The following is a 19,431-nucleotide window of genomic DNA, read 5'->3' as shown; positions in this document are numbered from 1 at the left end:
GTAAACGAATGCTGGCTGTTACTTATCTTTACCATTCTTTCTTTTTTTATCAAAACAAAACCTACATTTATGAAAAAGAGGAAAAGTCATGAAAATCGACCGCATTTTATCTATTGTGATGCTGCTCATTAGCAAGAAGCAAGTACAGGCGAAAGAGCTTGCTGAACTCCACGAAGTGAGCGTGAGGACCATTTATCGTGATATTGATACCATCAATCAAGCAGGAATCCCTGTTGTGACAACCCAAGGAGCAGGAGGGGGCATTTCACTTGTTGAGGACTATCGTTTAGAGAAAAAATTATTTACTGATGATGACATCGAGGTCATTTTAACAGCCCTCGAAAGCATGACGAGTGCGTACTCCTTTAAAGAAAGTGAGCATGTACTGAAAAAAATCAAATCGCTCATTCCCGCGCACACGGGTGAAAGTGAAAAGCAGCATCATGTCTTCATTGATTTAAGCTCATGGGGAAAAGACAGCCAGGCAGAGCAGAAGCTCCAGCTCATCCATACAGCTGCGTCAGCGCACCAATACATTCAATTCACCTATCGCAATGCGAAAGGCGAAACACTTCCACGCAAAGTGGAGCCTTATACGCTTGTTTTAAAAGGAAGGCATTGGTATGTGTATGCGTTTTGTTGTGTGAAAAAAGCTTTTCGTTTGTTCAAGCTGACCAGAATGACGGGTCTTGTCCCCATTTCAGGATATTTCCAACCGAAAAGAATCAAAAACGAAGAGAAGCCTTGGAATGACTCTTGGCAAGAACAACCATCGGTCAGCTCTGTCACGCTCAGGTTAACGGAAGCATCAGTGGGCAAAGTGAAGGAATGGGTGGATGAGAACGAATTGAACGTATGTTCAGACGGAAGCTATCTTGCCACCATCACCGTACCTCAAGATGATTGGTTAAATAGTTTCCTATTCCATTTAGGTCCAGATGTCGACATTCTTTCCCCGAAGCATGTCAAAGAAGCGTTTGATCTCCAGTTGAAACAATTTCTCAAACGAATAGAAACTTGACACAGTGTTGTCAGGTTTCTTTTTATATGATAGAAAAAAAGGAGATGAGAATGTATGTACGAAATCGTGACATTAGAGAAACAATGGATGAAAGGGTTGTCTGTTCGAACAACAAACGAAATGGAGCAAACAAAAGAGCGGAAGATTGCTCCGATCTGGCAACAATTTTTTGCGCAACAGCTTCACGGAGGGCAAGCGCCCGTCATAGGGCTGTATTCAGATTATGAAAAAGATGAGCATGGTTCTTATTTATTTACTGCTGGGCAATTCGTGGATCAGCAGTTAGAACATGTCATAGAGATTCCTGCGTCCACCTACGCAAAATTCCAAACGAGAAAAGGCCCGATTGAAGAGGTCGTGTTTGAAACATGGCAGCAGATTTGGACGTGGGATGAGCGCCATTACCGCACATATACAGGCGACTTTGAATGGTATGATGAAAGATCTATAGATCCAAAAGAAGCGCAAATTGATATTTATATTGCGGTTGATCAAAAAATAATTGCTAAAACTAATAGCGTTAGTTAAGTTATTGACTCCTGGCGACCTTATCATAAAGCCTCAAGAAAAGCTTCAAGCTGCCGTTTGTGAAGAAGGCATACACGGAGGGATAAAGAAGAAGCTGTTTTACCCTTTGCCATGCAGTATGTTCAATTAAAGGAGATCTGTCTCATTGACAGGTCTTTTTTTTGCAGTGAATCTATATCTTAATGAGGCGGCCGTCTTGAACCATTTTTTGACAGAAAACGATTAAAGATTTGACAGTTTTGTGAAACATGGTATGCTTGTTATGTGAAATAATTCACATAGAGGAGTAGAGGCAGATGAAAAGAAAGCCTGTTTATGTGGAAACAACCATTCATGCACCTATAGAGAAAGTCTGGGAATATACGCAAAATCCAAAGCTTCATGAACAGTGGGATTTGCGTTTTTCAACCATTTCATTAAATGAACCCCAAAATGAACAGCCCCAATCCTTTTTGTATGAAAAGCATCTTGGGTTTGGTTTAAGTGTCACAGGGACAGGAGCGTATCGAACAAGAATAATGGATGAACGGAATGAGCGGGCATCCTCACTCAATTTCAAATCGTCGCACCCCTTGTCTTTTATCAAAGAAGGCAGCGGCTATTGGAAGTATATGAAAACAAGCGATCACATTGTATTTCAAACTCAATTTGATTACGAAACGAAAGAAGGAAAAGGATGGGCATGGGCAGACCGGATTCTTTTTCGCCCGATGATAGGGGTTATGACAGCCTTTAGTTTTGGCGCATTAAAGACGTGGCTTGAAAAGGGTACGCATCCTCGGTTATTACTAGAGAGAACACTTGCTCATTACGGAATTTGTTTGCTATTTGCCATCGTCTGGCTATGCCAAGCGGTCATCCCTTTTTCACATTCGGCTTTTGATCATAGTACGAGTTTTCGATTGTTTTATGCGCTTTTAGGCTTATCATGGCTGATTCCTAAGCTATCAAAAAAATATCTTTTCATTCTACAAAGCATTTTTCCTCTGATCATGCTTTGTATAGGGATCCTATCCCCGCAAACGACGCTTCATGAGCCGCTTGTGATGAGTGCATTTTTCATCTTGTCGATTGCAGGTATGATCAATTTAAAAGATTGTATAGATGTATTTTCCATCAAACGAAAAAGGGGAGGTAGAAATGGTCGTTCATCGTCATCAAGTAAAGGATTACGATAAGCTGCATCCAAAACTAAAAGAGAGATACAATCGCGCGTTTTTTGCTGAAGGCACCATGGAGGAAATAGGCGGCGGGTCAAGACTCATTCGATTTATTTTCAGAATTGGTCCTTTGTTTCGGTGCTTTTTCCCTGAGAGAGGAAAAGACATTCCTTTCCAAATTGTCAATGAGCCCTTTGTGACACATAAGGGAGAGGAAGGGATGCACTGGTATCGAACGTTTTATTTCCCAAAGAAGGAGAGGCACTTTGATGCAGATATGATCATTGATCAGAAGAGTCATACAGTACTAGACTACTTTGGAAAGCCTAGACTACTTGTGTCAGAGCTTCATTTTACAGTAACAAAGCATGGTTTCCTGCACATTCAATCTGGCCAGCAGAAGTTTTTGATGTTAGGCAGGGAATGGCCGCTGCCTTCATGGCTTTATGGTGTGTCAGATGTAACGGAAGGCTACGATGAGCATGCAGGTGAATATACCATTGATGTCCACGTGAAAAATCGCCTGTTTGGTACTCTTTTTACATATAAAGGCCGTTTTACAGAAAGGGTGTCTCATGATGAATAAGTGGCATTTGACAACCAGTCTGTTCTTCATGTCTTTTTTTATCGCCACCCGTTTGATGACAGGTCCGATAGCAGAATTTTTTGTTCTCATGGCGATTCTATTTTTTCTTCCTGCTGCCTTACACTTTTTTGAGAAAGAAGGGAAGAATCAAAAGCCGGGGGTGCTGATCGACTTTTTAATGAAAGCCTTTCCACTAGCGGCTCTTTGTGCAACCGCTGCTTTTATCTATCATTCCACCTGGTTTGCATCGGGATGGCTTTTATATACATTCCTATTGGCGTTATTTGGCTTTGCTCGATTGCTGAAAAGAGGCATCTTTCCGCATCATGAGCTGATGATTGATGGCGCATGGATGTATATCGCTTTAGGCGGGCTTTGGTTTTGGCTGTACACAGCAGATATACAGGTGATGACATTTTCGCCGCTCATTGTTCTTTTGACCGCTATTCATTTTCATTACTCTGCTTTTTTTATCCCGCTTTTTTATGGATTTTTAGGAAGGCAGCGAACAAAAGAGACAGCTTTATATAAAGCGGCGGGCTGGGTCATTTTGCTGTCACCTGTGATGATTGCTGTTGGGATTAGCTTTTCCCGTCTATTTGATACGTTCAGCGTCATTCTTTATGTGATGGCTCTCTACATATATGGCATCCTTTGTGTAAAAACAAGATTTCGGTCAACTTTGGCAAAAGGTCTGGTAGTGTTTTCTAGCTTTGTTTTAATGGGGACGATCGTGTTATCTCTTCTTTATTCCGCTGGTATGCTTATGCGTGTGACCTACATCAGCATTGATCAGATGATTTGGTTTCATGGCAGTATCAATGCCTTTTTTGTGATTTTGCCAGGTTTGATTGGATGGCTGATTGAAGGGCCGAAGGATCATTTGAAGCAGAATGACTTTCCGATTTCCAAAGTGCATGGCCGCTTTCATTTGATTTCTTTTCAAGAGGAAAACGTGCATGACCCTGAGAAGCTTGGTTTAGTCGATTCACTTGATGAATTAAATGGAACGACGTTTTCAGCTAATCGGGTGTCACCTGTGATTCGAAGGTTTTATGAAAACCCCATGGCTTTTACGTTAAAAGCAGCCGTCAGCTTTCATTGGTGGGTGAGGCCTTTTGTTTTTTTACTTCAGCCAGTTTTTAAGAAAATAGGTCAGCTTTATTTGGGGTCATCTCGTATTCCTTATGAAATGCCAGGAAGTCTTTGTAGATTTCAACACCCTAAGGAAAAAAGAGAGAATGTGCGTGCGTGGATTCGTCACAACGAGAAGGGTGAGCAAGTCTTTTTTGCGCTGTATGCTCATCATCACAATGCAGATGCGGGTTATATGAATATTGCTCTGCCGCTTCCGTATTCTCAGCTGACCGCCATTTTAAAACCTTTTAATGAAAAGGAAGACTTTCTATTAAAAAGCACACGTCCAAAAGGCAGTACCGGTGACGAAGGATTGTATTTGCATACGCCTTTTATCACCATGAAACTGCCAATGGAAGAAAGCTTTCATATGAAGCCGGAGACAGATGAAAGTCTCACAGCGGTACACCAAATGAAGCTGTTCGGTATTCCTTTTTTAACGATTCATTATCATATTGACAGCGAAAGTCATCATGTTAGTCAATGATGTCACATGGTTCACCGTGCCGAATGATGTTCACAATTGCTTGCCCATCACTCGGATGATGATCTGCATACTGGACTGGCAGCAGTGCAAAAAATACATAGTAGACTGAGAAGTAAGCAAATTGATAGAAAAATTGATGCTCTGGCAGGAAATCATTGGCGATCATTGTATTCAGTATGAGAACACTGAGCAGGTTGCATAATGAACCGCCTAAGTAGACAAGAATGTGCGAAAATCGGTTATTTTTCCTCATTTCTTCATAGTGGCAAAATGCATCTAGAAAATAGATTCGTCTAATTTCAACGACGCCTACTTTCAACACTTTTTTACCTCTGCCAAGAGCAAAGGAAACCTTTGCCCCAAACATCCACGCCACCACAATATGGCCAAGCTGATGCAGGATCGCAACGATAGGAAGAATGACGAAAAACGACCAGCAAAACGTCCACATATCCGATAATGTAAACAAGTGTGAACCCTCCCCAATATATTCGGGAGGAAGCAGTAGGATTATTTGCCATTTTACTGAATTCATTTTCAGGATGCAAACATTCAATACACGACAATAAAATTATTATGTAAACTAAAAGGGTATTTTAGTGCTAATAGGCTTTTTGAACCTCCTTTTCGACGAAATGAATGTGCTACAATGGATAATCAATAGATTACGTTACCTTTCGTGAAGGGGAGAGAGTCATATGGCAGATATTGAACAGTTTTTGGCGTTAGATATTCGTGTTGGGACAATCATAGAAGCAGAATTTTTTGCAGAGGCAAGAGTGCCTGCGTTGAAACTCAAGATTGATTTTGGTGAAGAAATTGGTGTAAAGCAATCTAGTGCTCAGCTGACAAAGCGTTATACAGCGGAGAATCTTACCGGCAAACAAATCGTAGCAGTCGTTAATTTCCCGCCAAGAAGAATTGCAGGGTTCAAATCAGAAGTGCTTGTCCTAGGAGGCATGCCGTCAAAAGAAGACGTGGTGTTGCTGGCCACAGATGAACCGGTTGAGAATGGAACAAAAATAGGGTAAGAAAAAAGACATCTTCCTCAGAAGATGTCTTTTGCGTATTGAGGCGGAATAACCACACGCCACATTCGTGTGTGTCTCAAAGAGACATGTTAACCGACTTACACAATTCAGCTCATCGCTTGATAAATATAGCATGGGGTGAGCTTGAATGCAACCATTAAATGAATTCTTTCAGATTTTCATGTCATTTTACAAGATAAATGACATGAAATCGATTATTTGGATTATTTTTTCAAAAAATATTGAAAAGTCAGATCAGATTTTATAAAATGGATTCATCTTAGTTTGTTTGGTCAATAAACTAAGATGGATTTCAAGCTTTGATTCCTATATTGAAGGAGATGATTCCGTCATTCAACTGATTTGCTGCGTATGTGGGCTAAGCTGAAAGGATGAGATGTTCAGCTACATTTTACAACAAATTGAAAGCGCTTTATATTCCTGCATTGATTGCCGCTGCCCTCCATCATCTGTTCGTTAGAAGAGGCTAAGTGAAGAAGGGAGAAAGCTCATGGTTAGTGAGAATTTAAAGAAAATTCGTATGTCTGAAAAAGTGGGATATGCTTCAGGGGATTTCGCATGTAATTTGATTTATGCAACTGTCTCTACGTATCTATTATTTTTCTATACAGATGTGTACGGTTTATCAGCGGCAGCAGCAGGGACGATGTTTTTGGTTGTTCGCGCCATCGATGCGCTGGCAGATCCATTTATTGGTGCATTGGTGGACCGGACGAACAGCCGTTTTGGCAGGTTCAGACCTTACTTGTTATTCGGTGCGTTTCCTTTTGTCGTACTTGCCATCCTTTGCTTTACAACACCTGATTTTTCCGAAATGGGTAAACTCATTTATGCCTACATCACGTATGTTGGTTTATCGCTTACATACACATTCATCAACGTTCCTTATGGCGCTTTAACATCCGCAATGACAAGAAATAACCAAGAGGTTGTCAGTATTACGTCTGTTCGTATGGTTTTTGCCAATCTAGGTGGTCTAGTTGTTGCTTTTTTTGTTCCTTTTCTTGCGACCTTTTTAAGTGATACGACAGGAAATACAGCACTCGGCTGGCAGATGACAATGGCTTTTCTCGGCGTTCTTGGCGGCGCATTACTGATTTTCTGTTTTAAAAGCACAAACGAACGTGTCACGCTTCAAAAGCCAGAGGAAAAGATTAAATTCAGTGATATCTTTGTCCAGTTACGAGTGAATCGCCCGCTTGTTGTATTAAGCATTTTCTTTATTATTATTTTTGGTGTGAACTCAATCAGCAACTCTGTTGGGATCTATTATGTGACGTATAACCTTGGTAGAGAAGATTTAGTGAAATGGTACGGACTCATTGGCAGTCTGCCAGCTTTAATGGTGCTGCCGTTTATTCCAAAGCTGCACAAGCTGTTAGGAAAGAAAAAGCTGCTGAATTATTCTTTATTGCTGAATATCGTAGGTCTTCTTGCTCTACTTGTGATACCGCCGAGTCAAATCACTTTAATACTTATTTTCAGGCTCGTCGCTGCTGCGGGGAGTATTACAGCCGGTGCTTACATGTGGGCACTCATTCCTGAGACCGTTGAATATGGCGAATATAAAACTGGTAAAAGGATGGGCGGACTCATCTACGCAGTCATTGGATTTTTCTTTAAATTTGGGATGGCATTAGGCGGGATTGTTCCAGGGCTTGTACTCGATCGATTTGGCTATGTCGCGAACCAAGTGCAGACACCAGAAGCATTACTTGGCATTTTAATCACGGTAACGGTGATTCCTGTATGCTTATTGATTTTAGCGATGATTGATATTAATTTTTATAACCTAGATGAAGAAGAACACCAAAAAGTCGTGAGGGAGCTTGAGAATAGGGATCAGGTGTATATCGATCATATGGATGATTTTAAAATGTAGGTCGTGAAAGAGGAGGAAGTTGCATGAAAATTACCAATCCAGTGCTCAAAGGGTTTAACCCGGACCCAAGTATTTGCCGTGTAGGAGAAGATTATTACATGGCGGTCTCTACATTTGAATGGTTTCCAGGAGTGCAAATTTATCATTCGAGGGATTTAGTCCATTGGCGGCTTGCTGCGCGTCCTTTGCAAAAAACGTCGCAGCTGGACATGAAGGGCAATCCTGATTCTGGCGGAGTATGGGCACCGTGCCTAAGCTATGCAGATGGTCAGTTTTGGCTCATTTATTCAGATATCAAAGTAGTGGATGGTCCATTTAAAGATGGTCATAATTATTTGGTCACGGCAAGTGAAGTTGACGGTGATTGGAGTGAGCCGGTCCGTCTCAATAGCTCTGGCTTTGACCCCTCTTTATTTCATGATCAAAGCGGCAAGAAATACGTCTTGAATATGCTGTGGGATCATAGGGAAAAGCACCATTCCTTTGCGGGTATTGCCCTGCAGGAATATAGTGTGACGGAAAAGAAACTCATTGGTCAGCGGAAGGTCATTTTTAAAGGCACGCCGATTAAATTGACAGAAGCGCCGCATCTTTATCACATTGGTGATTACTACTATTTATTAACGGCAGAAGGAGGTACCCGGTACGAGCATGCGGCAACAATTGCCCGTTCCTCGCAGATTGAAGGGCCTTATGAGGTCCATCCTGATAACCCAATTTTAAGTGCTTTTCACGCACCTGAACATCCGCTTCAAAAATGCGGGCATGCTTCAATTGTTCAAACGCATACAAATGAATGGTACCTCGCTCATCTCACTGGACGCCCCATTCAATCAAGCAAGGAATCTATTTTTCAACAGAGAGGGTGGTGCCCTTTAGGAAGAGAAACAGCGATTCAAAAGCTTGAATGGAAAGATGGCTGGCCGTATGTTGTGGGCGGAAAAGAGGGGGCGCTGGAGGTTGAAGCGCCAGCGATAAACGAAAAGATTTTTGCTCCAACACACCATACAGTCGATGAATTTAAAGAATCAACGTTAAATAGACACTTCCAAACATTAAGAATCCCTTTTACTGATCAGATCGGTTCATTAACGGAAAAACCTCAGCATTTAAGGTTATACGGTCAGGAATCTCTAACATCTAAGTTTACCCAAGCCTTCGTTGCAAGGCGCTGGCAAAGCTTTTATTTTGAAGCAGAGACAGCTGTTTCGTTCTTTCCCGAGAATTTTCAGCAAGCTGCTGGACTTGTGAATTATTATAATACGGAAAATTGGACAGCGCTTCAGGTGACATATGACGAGGAACTTGGTCGCATTCTTGAACTATCTGTCTGTCAAAACCTTTCCTTTTCTCAGCCGTTGACACAAAAAATCGTCATTCCAGAGGAGGTCACGTATGTGTATTTAAAAGTGACCGTTCAGAAAGAGATATATACCTATTCTTATTCTTTTGATCAAAGAGAATGGAAGAAAATTGATGTGTCATTTGAATCAAGCCATTTATCCGATGACTTCATTCGAGGAGGCGGATTTTTTACAGGGGCATTTGTCGGCATGCAGTGCCAGGATACAAGCGGCGAGCGTCTTCCTGCTGATTTCAACTATTTCCGTTATGAGGAAACAGATAAATAAAAAAGACAACACGCTAAGAGCTGTCTTTTTTATCTATGAACCTGTCATGGTGAGAGTGTGGCATCTTGCAGGAAAGCTTCAATGACTAGAGATGTCATCCCTAATACCGGTGCGTTGTGTCCTAATGACGAAGAAAGCAGCTCTACATGTGAACTGAATTGAGTATCCATCCTTGAGGATACTTCCTCTTGAATCACACGTAGAACCGTTGGCTGTGCTTCAATCACCTTGTTTCGTAAAATAATCGCTTGCGGGTTAAAGGTATGCAGGACGTTTGTGAGACCGACCCCAAGGTAAAAACCAAAGTTGCGCAGGGCATTGAGGGTTTTCATGTCATTTAACGTCGCCAGCTGTTCCAAGTCTTGATGAGAGATGGGCTGATCATTTGTTTGAAGGGACTGAAACAAGGCTTTCTCTGATGCATACAGCTCCCAGCATCCACGGTTTCCGCAGCTGCATGTTGGTCCATTAAAGTCGATGGTCATATGTCCCATTTCACCAGAAAAGCCGTATGCGCCTCTGTATAAATGATGATTGATAATGATTCCGATCCCAATGCCAGTGCCGATGCTGGCATAGATCAAATGATCATAGTGTTTAGCAGCGCCAAAGATTTTTTCACCATATGCACCGGCATTAGCTTCATTTTCAATGAAGACGGGTACTTGGAATGCGTCTTGGAGCGTTGTTTTCAGATCAACATTTTTCCATTTGGAATGAGGTGTAAACACGATTTGTTCATCGGCATCCACTAACCCATGTATACATAGGCCGATACCTATGAGCCCGTATGGGGAAGAGGGGATTTGTGCCATTAATTGCTGTATTAATTCAGTTAATATGCGGATGGTCACATCAGGAGCGCTTGATGGGAGCTTGATCTGCTCTTCATGAAGAATGGACCCTTCAAGGTCGGTTAAAATGCCGTTGACATAATCAACGCCGACATCAATCCCGATGGAGCAACCAGCACGTTTATTAAACATCAGTAAAACCGGTCTTCGCCCGCCGCTAGATTCACCTTGACCGATCTCATAGACGAGATGCTCTTTCATTAATGTACTAACTTGAGAGGAAACAGTCGATTTATTTAACCCAGTGCGTTCTGATAATTTTGCTCTGGAAATTGGCGCATGCTGGAGAATTTCTTTTAATAATAGCTTTTGATTTATTTTTTTCACAAAGTTCTGATCAGCGATATCCATGTTATCCACTCCATTTGTTTCGTCTTTAGATTAAGTTGAAAAAAAGTTACTTTTGTTCGCGTGTATTCTGTAAGAAGGATGATTTTAACTTTATTATAACGAAAATATTTCTAAAAAACTAAAAAATGTGGAAAATTCAAAGTGAATTGATCATAGTTTGAACATTAGTTTGTTGAATCAACTTACAAAGTATATTCATAGGAGGAATAAAAGATGGCCAACTCAAATATGAAAACGTTACACAGTTTAGAAGGAATCGGAAAAATACAATATGAAGGAAAACAATCAAAAAATCCACTCGCTTTTAAACACTATGATCCAAGCGAAATGATTGGCGGAAAAACAATGAAAGATCACCTGCGCTTCTCAGTCGCTTATTGGCATACATTGACTGCAGATGGAACAGACATGTTTGGAACTGGCACGATGCAGAGAGCCTGGGACTCCTATAGCGGGATGGATTTAGCGAAAGCTAGATTGGAAGTGGCCTTTCAACTGTTTGATCTATTGGATGTTCCGTATTTTTCCTTCCATGACCGTGACATTGCACCGGAGGGAGATACGCTTCAAGAGACCAATCAACAATTAGACATCATTTTAGAAAGAATGAAAGAATACATGCGGGATAGCGGAGTAAAGCTGCTGTGGAATACGGCCAATATGTTCAAGCATCCTAGATTTGTACACGGCGCAGCGACATCTTGTCATGCAGATGTCTTTGCCTATGCGGCAGCACAGGTGAAAAAAGGCATCGAAACAGCAAAAGAACTCGGCGCAGAAAATTACGTTTTCTGGGGAGGACGAGAAGGGTACGACACTTTGCTGAATACTGATATGAAAAGAGAGCTTGATCACATGGCGTCATTCTTGCATATGGCTGTAGATTATGCAAAGGAAATTGGGTACACTGGCCAATTTTTAATTGAGCCTAAGCCAAAGGAGCCAACCACTCATCAATACGATGCAGATGCAGCGACATCTATCGCCTTTTTAAAACAATATGGATTAGAATCACATTTTAAATTGAATATCGAGGCCAATCACGCGACGCTTGCCGGTCATACGTTTGAGCATGAATTACGTGTCGCAAGAATACATGGATTGCTCGGTTCTGTGGATGCGAACCAGGGGAATACGCTGCTTGGCTGGGACACGGATGAATTTCCAACCGATTTATATGCCGCAACTCTTGCCATGTATGAAATTCTGCAAAATGGCGGACTTGGAACTGGCGGTCTCAATTTTGATGCAAAAGTGAGAAGAGCTTCTTTTGAGCTTGAAGATATTTTGTATGCCCATATTGCGGGTATGGATGCATTCGCAAAAGGACTGCGGGTCGCTCATAGACTCATAGAAGATCGTGTGTTTGAAGATGTCATAAAGCACCGGTATCGCAGCTTTTCTGAGGGAATTGGCCGTGACATTTCAGAAGGAAAGGCAAACTTTCATACATTAGAAGAATATGCGCTCAAGCACCCTTTGATCAGAAACGAATCGGGAAGAGAGGAACAGTTGAAAGCCCGGTTAAATCAATATTTGTTAGAAGATTGATTGAAGGAGCGGACCTGTTTTGAAGGAGTGAAGACATGAAGTATGTGATGGGAATTGATCTTGGAACGAGCGGAGTCAAAGCAATATTAGTAAATGAGAATGGAAAGGTGTGCTGCGAGGCCTCTAAGCCTTACCGCCTCATTCAAGATAAACCTGGATATTGTGAGCAGAACCCAGAGGATTGGGTTGAGCAAACAGTGGCTGCGATGAAAGAACTGATGGCAAGACAGCCTGTTCATTCAAAGAAAGTAGAAGGCATCAGCTTTTCTGGACAGATGCATGGTCTGGTTCTTGTAAATGAATCCCGCAAGGTACTCCGCCCTGCGATTTTATGGAATGATACACGAACGACAGCGCAATGTACACGCATCACAAAAAAGCTGGGGGAACGGCTGCAAAAGATCACGAAAAATCAGGCGCTAGAAGGATTTACACTGCCAAAATTATTATGGGTAAAGGAACATGAACCAGAAATTGATCAACAAATCGACATGTTTTTACTCCCGAAAGATTATGTCAGATTTCGTTTAACAGGGTCTGTTCATATCGATTATTCTGATGCGGCTGGCACATTGCTGTTAGATATTGGAGAGCAAAAGTGGAGTGAAGAGATTTGTCAGGCATTTGATATTCCTCCTCATATTTGTCCGCCGCTTGTCTCATCAGAGGAAGAGGTCGGTACACTATTGCCGCACATTGCACGTGAGGCGGGGATCGAAGAGGGTGCAAAAGTCTTTGCTGGCGGGGCAGACAATGCTTGCGGAGCAATTGGAGCTGGCATTTTATCCTCTGGCCGCACGTTATGCAGCATTGGCACATCTGGCGTCATTCTCTCTTACGAAGAGGATCATGAAAGAGCGCTTCAAGGAAACTTGCATTTGTTTCATCATGCAAAAAAAGACGCTTTTTACACAATGGGTGTCACCCTTTCAGCAGGATATAGCCTTAACTGGGTAAAACACTTACTGGCTCCAGAGGAATCGTTCCAATCGCTTTTAGAGGGTGCGGTTGATGTCGCGCCAGGAGCGAATGGATTGCTCTTTACGCCATATTTAGTCGGGGAAAGAACACCTCATGCGGATTCTACCATTCGTGGAAGCTTGATTGGATTAGACAGCCGGCATGAAAGGGCACATGTCGTCAGGGCTGTGCTAGAAGGGATTACTTTTTCGTTAAATGAATCCATCGCTTTATTCAGGCAAGCCGGGAAACACATAGATTCAATTGTCTCCATTGGAGGCGGTGCGAGGAGCCGGACATGGCTTCAAATGCAAGCAGACATTTTTCAGGCAGAGGTCATCCAGTTAGACAATGAACAAGGGCCTGCTTTAGGTGCAGCTATGCTAGCCGCCGTTGGCTGCGGATGGTATCCGTCGCTTGAGGCATGTGCAGATCAGTTTATTCATCAAGCTGCTGTCTATGAGCCAGAGCAGCAACATGCAAGTATATATGCTGATCTATTTCATCTGTATCAAAAGATCTATACACAAACAAGAGACATCCATGCCGGGTTAGAACAATACCGTTCCGTCTAGCAAAAGAGGGTGACATGAAGGGAGGTGATGAGCTCGCTTCATCTTAGAGAAGGCAGAACAATTTTAATGAAAAAAGGAGAGGGATGGAAAATGAATTTGAAAAGATTGAGGCTGTTGTTTGTGATGTGTATTGGATTTGTGCTGACACTGACGGCTGTACCAGCTCATGCGGAAACGATTTATGATAATAGAATAGGCAATCACAGCGGGTACGATTTTGAATTATGGAAGGATTACGGAAATACCTCAATGACACTCAATAATGGCGGCGCATTTAGCGCACAATGGAACAATATCGGAAATGCTTTGTTTCGAAAAGGGAAGAAGTTTGATTCCACTAAAACCCACCATCAGCTTGGCAACATCTCCATCAATTACAACGCAGCCTTTAACCCAGGCGGGAATTCCTACTTATGTGTCTATGGCTGGACACAATCTCCATTAGCTGAATACTACATTGTTGAGTCATGGGGCACATATCGCCCAACAGGAACGTATAAAGGATCATTTTATGCCGATGGAGGCACATATGACATTTATGAAACGCTACGTGTCAACCAGCCTTCTATTATTGGGGACGCTACCTTTAAGCAATATTGGAGTGTACGTCAAACAAAACGTACGAGCGGAACTGTATCCGTCAGTGAGCATTTCAGAAAATGGGAAAGCCTAGGTATGCCAATGGGGAAAATGTATGAAACAGCATTAACTGTAGAAGGCTACCGAAGCAACGGAAGTGCAAATGTGATGACCAACCAGCTGATTATTCGATAAAACCAAATGAAAAAAAGCCAGCAGTTTTTGCTGGCTTCAGCGTGTAGACAAACCCTCGCATTCGTTGTCAGGTCTGCGCGCTGGTGCTCACGAATGTTAAATTCGCTCCGCGCCATTGCTCGCCCTTCCTAGACTTCAAAGGTTTTCTATCACGCTGAAAAGAAGACAAAGTGCTAAAATAAAAATCATTTTAGCACTTTGTCAACAATCTAAAGCCAGCAGTTTTTGCTGGCTTTTCTTCTGTCTATGATCATTTTTCAACTTCCACTCTGCCAGAAAAGAACGTCGCGCCGCCGCCCATATCTGCCAAGCGATCAGGTGTTAATCCATTGACTAGATGCTTTTTGCCTTTTTGATCTGCCCATAATCCTTGGCTGACCACAACACCAGATAATACATTTTGACCGACTGACACGACAAGCTCGCATTCTCCTCGGTCATTCAACACACGTACCATGTCACCATCTTCAATCTCTCTTGCCTTTGCATCTTGTTCATTCATATGAAGCTTCGGGAACTTCTCAAGCTTTTGATGCTTTTCATGAAGTGAGAAGGTCGAGTTAAGAAAATTATGATTCGGTCCCGGTATAAAGGTAAGCGGATAATCGCTTTCCTGATAAAGGGGCACATAGGTTGGCAGTGCTGGATATCCGTCTTTTTTCATTTGTTCAGAATAAAGCTCAATTTTTCCGCTCGGCGTAGAGAGCTTTAAGTCTTGAAAAGATCCTCGTTTTGCTTTGATCCATTTCTTTTCTTTTAAAGCCTCGTATGAAATGTCCTCATAATGCGGATTTTCCGGATGATCAAGAGCTTGTTCCATGAGTTCTGCATCTGTCTCGCGGAAGGCTGCATCTTCAAAGCCCATCGCATGGGCTAACAGGCGGAACACTTCCGTATTAGATTTGCTTTCTCCATAGCGTTCAATCACCGGCTCTTGAATTTGAATATAATGATGCCAGTATGATGTATAGAAATCCTCATTTTCAAAGGCGGATGTCGCCGGCAGGACAATGTCCGCATACGCAGCTGTCTCCGTTAGAAAAAGGTCGTGAACCACTGTAAATAAGTCCTCCCTCAGCAAACCTTCTCTTACTTTATTTGCTTCAGGCGTCACAACAGCTGGGTTGCACGAGTAGACAAAGAGTGAATCAATAGAAGGAGAGGCATTCGTCAGCACACTGCCTAGCTGATTCATATTAAATGATCTTGGCGTGCGTTCCTTTAATAGATCCGGCCGCTGAAGAGCTGTTTCATTATAGCTGAGAAAAGAAGAGTTTGATTTCATCGCACCACCGCCCTTGTAGAGCCATTGACCAGTCAGGGCAGGGAGGCAGGAAATGGTTCGAATACTCATCCCGCCATTATCATGGTGCTGCAAACCATTGCCAATGCGAATGAGAGATGGCGATGTCTCTGCGTACATTCTCGCAAGTGTAAGGATGTCCTCTTTAGAAACCCCCGTGATGCCCTCAACAGTTTCTGGATCATACTGCTTCACATGCTCACGCAGCTCCTTATGGCCGACTGTATAAGTTTCTAAAAAGGCTTCATCTGTCAGTCCTTCTTTAAAAAGGACATGCATGATGCCAAGGGCAAGGGCACTGTCAGTACCAGGTCGAAGCGGAATAAACCAATCTGCCATCCGGCCGGTTTGGTTCTTGTGAACATCAATCACGACAATCTTTGCTCCTTGCTTTCGCGCTTTTTGTGCGAGGGTGATTTGGTGCATATTGGTCGACACGGCATTGATGCCCCAAAAGATGAATAGTTTCGTATGAATGGTCTCTTCTGGATCTGTCCCGATGCTTGCACCCATTGTATATTTATAGCCAGTCGTTCCTGCTGACTGACAGATGGTCCGGTCTAACTGACTTGAACCAAGACGATAGAAAAAGCGGCGGTCCATGCCTTCTGCATTCAGATTGCCCATGTTCCCATAAAAGCTGTAAGGTAGAATACTTTCTGGACCTTTTTCTTCAATCAGCTTTGTCCATTTTTGCCGAATGGTTTCAATGGCTTCTTCCCACGTAATCGGGGCAAATTGACCATCGCCTTTGTGGCCAACACGTTTCAAAGGAGTGGTCAGTCGTTTTTCATCATATAAACGGGCTGTGACATTCCGCACCTTGTTGCATATGTTGCCTTGGGTGACGGGGTGGTCTGGATCACCCTGTACTTTTACGATCTTTCCATTTTCTTTATGTATTAAAAGACCGCACTGATCCGGGCAATCTAACGAACAAACTGATTTGAATATTCCGTCTTTCATTGCTGTATAATCGGTCATGATTTTAGCTCCCTTTCTGCAATCCGTTGTCACTTTGTATGGACTTTATTTTAGCATGTTCGGAGATGGAAGGTAAGAAAGAGATGATGAATTGAAGAAAATGAAAAAGTCCCTCAAAAGGGACTTTTAAAAACGGATGACCTGTACAGGAAATTCTTTTACCCCAAAAACAAATGTGCTTTGAATGGGTTTTAGCTGATCTGCCGCACAGGTGATGTCTTGAAACGTCTGGAGTAAAATCTCTAGGGCAATGTTGCTCTCAAGGCGGGCAAGCGGTGCACCGAGACAAAAATGAATGCCAAAGCCAAAGCTCATATGCGGATTTGATTTCCGGTCAAGGCGGAACGTATCTGGATCGTCAAATTTCTGTTCATCGCGATTTGCTGAAGCAACCCAGCTAATGAGATAGTCTCCTTTTTCAATTGTTGAGCCTGCAATCTCAACATCCTCGGCCGCGATTCGCCCAATGGCTTGAACAGGCGGGTAATAGCGTAACGTTTCCTCGGTCAATTGAGGAATAAGAGAGGGGTCTTCCCGAACTGCTTCGGCGATATGCGGCTGCTCTGTTAGCAGTCTTACTGCATTTGTAATCAAATTGGTCGTTGTCTCATTACCAGCAACAAGTAATAGAATACAAAAACCAAGTAGTTCATTCTCAGTTAAACGCTCACCATCGATTTCTGCTTGAATAAGAAGTGAGATCAGGTCATCAGCAGGGGAGTCTTTTCGTTTTTGGATTAAGTGAGCAAAATAAGCGGACAGCTCTTCTTCTGCGCGTTTCTGCATATCCACTACTGCTTGAATGGCTTCTTTTGATTCATCCTTTGCACCTGCTACTAGGGCATCAGAATGTTTCTTAATGAACGCTCTATCCTTTACCTCTGCACCGAGAAGCTCAGCAATAATCATCACAGGCAGGGGAGCTGCTAGATCTTGCACGATATCAAACGTACGTTGATCCTTGACTTGTTGCAGCAGGTCATGTGTCAGGTCTTTAATTTTATCTTCTAATTGCTTGATCGCTTTTGGCGTGAATGCTTTATTCACGAGTGCTCTCATCTTTGTATGCTTTGGAGGGTCCATTGTTAAAATACTCGTTTTCGACGTGCTTCTTCCTCGCTGTGATGAGAACACTTTCGGCTGCTTGAGAACAGACTGGATATCCGCATATCGGAAGATATCCCAGCATTTTCTTGTCTCATCATATCTAATATCACTCTGCGCACGAAGCTCATTGTAAATAGGGAATGGGAAAAGAAGGTCATCGGTCGAACGGATTTCTTTCATTGGGATGACATTGACATAGTTTTCTTTCACTTTCATTATGAACGCTCCTTTTTCACTTGGTTTCTCTTTCACCGTATCACCAGTAAAATGTCATTTCAACGGACATGTTTTCTATAATATGTCAATAGTCTAATCGGAAGATTCAAGCACATTCGTCGTATAGGAAAATAGAAAGTTATTAAAAATGAGAACGCTTTCTAAAAAATAGAATTGAAGTCACCGAAACCAAAAATAAAATGATGAATCCAGTCGAATGAAAGGGTACTATGATGCAAATTCATGTAGTTCTTTGGATCTAAATTATAGTTTTGTAAAAGCGCAGTCAGCATACATACAGCAAGCGGTTCAACGCGCATTCGGGACTTTTGAAAAGCGCTGGCTCTTTCTTGACACGATTTCTCATCATGTTACGATAACTAACGTGCGAAAAACACGAACAAAAAGCGAACGAGGGAGAGGATCAATATCATTGATCAAAAGAAAGTTGCTTTCATTGGAGCAGGTTCTATGGCGGAAGGAATGATTGCAGGGATTGTGAGATCAGGACAGATGCCGCTAGGCCAAATTTACGCAACAAACAGACAAAATCAACTTCGATTGAATGAACTAACGAAACGATATGGAATACAAACAGCCACAATGGATTCATTTCCTTTTGAAGAAATGGATATGTTGATCCTGGCCATGAAGCCAAAGGATGCTGAAACAGCACTAGAATCATTAAAACCGCATATTCAGAAAGATCAGCTGATCATGTCTGTCCTTGCAGGCGTTAAGCAATCATATATTGAAGATATGCTGCATGAAGGGCAACCTGTTATGAGGGTGATGCCAAATACGTCAAGTACGATTGGGGCTTCAGCGACCGCTTTAAGTGCTGGACGTTATGTGAAAGACGACCATATCAGCATGAGTCAGGCTCTTTTATCTGAAATGGGCGAAGTGTATACCATTCAGGAAGAACAAATGGATATTTTCACTGGAATTGCTGGAAGCGGCCCAGCCTATTTTTATTTCTTAATGGAAAGAATTGAAGAAGCAGGAGAAGAAGCAGGTTTATCTAAGGAATTGTCTCGCCAAATTGGCGCGCAGACACTCCTCGGTGCTGCGAAAATGCTGCAAGAAACAGAGGAAGACCCTTCTACTCTAAGAGAGAAAATTACGTCACCAAATGGAACAACGGCTGCAGGACTGAATGCATTAGATGATTTTGGCGGTGGAGAAGCGATCAAGCAGGCCGTCAAACATGCTGCCAATCGATCAAAAGAGATCAGCAATCAGCAAAAACAAAAAGTATCTATATAAATA

Annotated in this window: 16 protein-coding genes; 12 read left to right on the top strand and 4 right to left on the bottom strand. The window is 42.4% G+C overall.

Annotated elements, in window-relative coordinates; all coding sequences use genetic code 11:
* The first annotated feature begins 88 nt into the window (after window positions 1-88).
* The 5 genes from C6W21_RS04995 to C6W21_RS04975 all read left to right on the top strand — a co-directional run bounded on the left by C6W21_RS04995 (window position 89) and on the right by C6W21_RS04975 (window position 4,919).
* Complete coding sequence (locus C6W21_RS04995; RefSeq protein WP_106055984.1) at window positions 89-1,021, top strand: helix-turn-helix transcriptional regulator; 933 nt, start codon at window positions 89-91, stop codon at window positions 1,019-1,021.
* Window positions 1,022-1,075: 54 nt separating this feature from the next.
* Window positions 1,076-1,549, top strand: coding sequence for a GyrI-like domain-containing protein (locus C6W21_RS04990; protein WP_106055983.1), 474 nt, complete (start codon window positions 1,076-1,078; stop codon window positions 1,547-1,549).
* Window positions 1,550-1,845: 296 nt separating this feature from the next.
* Window positions 1,846-2,727 carry a hypothetical protein gene (locus C6W21_RS04985; protein WP_106049547.1) on the top strand — a complete coding sequence of 294 codons (882 nt, stop codon included), beginning with the start codon at window positions 1,846-1,848 and terminating at the stop codon, window positions 2,725-2,727.
* Window positions 2,690-3,295 carry a DUF4166 domain-containing protein gene (locus C6W21_RS04980; RefSeq protein WP_106049546.1) on the top strand — a complete coding sequence of 202 codons (606 nt, stop codon included), beginning with the start codon at window positions 2,690-2,692 and terminating at the stop codon, window positions 3,293-3,295. Before C6W21_RS04985 ends, C6W21_RS04980 begins: the two co-directional genes overlap by 38 nt.
* The gene (locus C6W21_RS04975; RefSeq protein ID WP_106049545.1) at window positions 3,288-4,919 is read left to right on the top strand and encodes a YndJ family protein; all 1,632 of its coding nucleotides are present in this window, start codon (window positions 3,288-3,290) and stop codon (window positions 4,917-4,919) included. The genes C6W21_RS04980 and C6W21_RS04975 overlap by 8 nt, the downstream gene beginning before the upstream one ends.
* On the opposite strand, the gene C6W21_RS04970 is transcribed toward C6W21_RS04975, so the two are convergent.
* A complete protein-coding gene (locus C6W21_RS04970) occupies window positions 4,909-5,388 on the bottom strand; it encodes a site-2 protease family protein (protein ID WP_034660901.1) in 480 nt (159 codons plus the stop codon). The two genes, C6W21_RS04975 and C6W21_RS04970, sit on opposite strands and share 11 nt — an antisense overlap.
* Before the next feature lie 229 nt (window positions 5,389-5,617).
* Here C6W21_RS04970 and csaA point away from each other — a divergent pair, with 229 nt between their 5' ends.
* The 3 genes from csaA to C6W21_RS04955 all read left to right on the top strand — a co-directional run bounded on the left by csaA (window position 5,618) and on the right by C6W21_RS04955 (window position 9,484).
* The gene (gene csaA / locus C6W21_RS04965) at window positions 5,618-5,950 is read left to right on the top strand and encodes a chaperone CsaA (protein WP_003215734.1); all 333 of its coding nucleotides are present in this window, start codon (window positions 5,618-5,620) and stop codon (window positions 5,948-5,950) included.
* A gap of 511 nt (window positions 5,951-6,461) precedes the next feature.
* The gene (locus tag C6W21_RS04960) at window positions 6,462-7,853 is read left to right on the top strand and encodes an MFS transporter (RefSeq protein ID WP_106049544.1); all 1,392 of its coding nucleotides are present in this window, start codon (window positions 6,462-6,464) and stop codon (window positions 7,851-7,853) included.
* Window positions 7,854-7,876: 23 nt separating this feature from the next.
* On the top strand, window positions 7,877-9,484 hold the full coding sequence (locus C6W21_RS04955; protein ID WP_106049543.1) for a glycoside hydrolase family 43 protein: 1,608 nt from the start codon (window positions 7,877-7,879) through the stop codon (window positions 9,482-9,484).
* 44 nt (window positions 9,485-9,528) lie between these two features.
* On the opposite strand, the gene C6W21_RS04950 is transcribed toward C6W21_RS04955, so the two are convergent.
* Complete coding sequence (locus C6W21_RS04950) at window positions 9,529-10,689, bottom strand: ROK family transcriptional regulator (protein ID WP_106055982.1); 1,161 nt, start codon at window positions 10,687-10,689, stop codon at window positions 9,529-9,531.
* A gap of 213 nt (window positions 10,690-10,902) precedes the next feature.
* Between C6W21_RS04950 and xylA the strand changes: the two genes are divergently transcribed.
* From xylA to C6W21_RS04935, 3 genes are all read left to right on the top strand, one after another.
* Window positions 10,903-12,240 carry a xylose isomerase gene (xylA, locus tag C6W21_RS04945; RefSeq protein WP_106055981.1) on the top strand — a complete coding sequence of 446 codons (1,338 nt, stop codon included), beginning with the start codon at window positions 10,903-10,905 and terminating at the stop codon, window positions 12,238-12,240.
* 35 nt (window positions 12,241-12,275) lie between these two features.
* Complete coding sequence (gene xylB / locus C6W21_RS04940) at window positions 12,276-13,775, top strand: xylulokinase (RefSeq protein WP_106055980.1); 1,500 nt, start codon at window positions 12,276-12,278, stop codon at window positions 13,773-13,775.
* 90 nt (window positions 13,776-13,865) lie between these two features.
* Window positions 13,866-14,549 (top strand): glycoside hydrolase family 11 protein, encoded by a 684-nt coding sequence (locus tag C6W21_RS04935; RefSeq protein ID WP_106050208.1) that lies wholly within the window; start codon window positions 13,866-13,868, stop codon window positions 14,547-14,549.
* Window positions 14,550-14,799: 250 nt separating this feature from the next.
* On the opposite strand, the gene C6W21_RS04930 is transcribed toward C6W21_RS04935, so the two are convergent.
* Window positions 14,800-16,836, bottom strand: a complete 2,037-nt coding sequence (locus tag C6W21_RS04930; protein ID WP_106049539.1) for a molybdopterin oxidoreductase family protein — start codon at window positions 16,834-16,836, stop codon at window positions 14,800-14,802.
* 126 nt (window positions 16,837-16,962) lie between these two features.
* The gene (locus C6W21_RS04925) at window positions 16,963-18,159 is read right to left on the bottom strand and encodes a cytochrome P450 (RefSeq protein WP_106055979.1); all 1,197 of its coding nucleotides are present in this window, start codon (window positions 18,157-18,159) and stop codon (window positions 16,963-16,965) included.
* A gap of 471 nt (window positions 18,160-18,630) precedes the next feature.
* Here C6W21_RS04925 and proC point away from each other — a divergent pair, with 471 nt between their 5' ends.
* The gene (proC, locus tag C6W21_RS04920; RefSeq protein ID WP_411266011.1) at window positions 18,631-19,428 is read left to right on the top strand and encodes a pyrroline-5-carboxylate reductase; all 798 of its coding nucleotides are present in this window, start codon (window positions 18,631-18,633) and stop codon (window positions 19,426-19,428) included.
* Window positions 19,429-19,431: the final 3 nt, after the last annotated feature.

It is taken from the genome of Bacillus sp. NMCN1 (genome assembly GCF_002998085.1).
Classification (GTDB): Bacteria; Bacillota; Bacilli; order Bacillales; family Bacillaceae; genus Bacillus.
The sequence above is the reverse complement of the archived record's forward strand: the minus strand, read 5'-3'. Positions and strand labels throughout refer to the sequence as shown.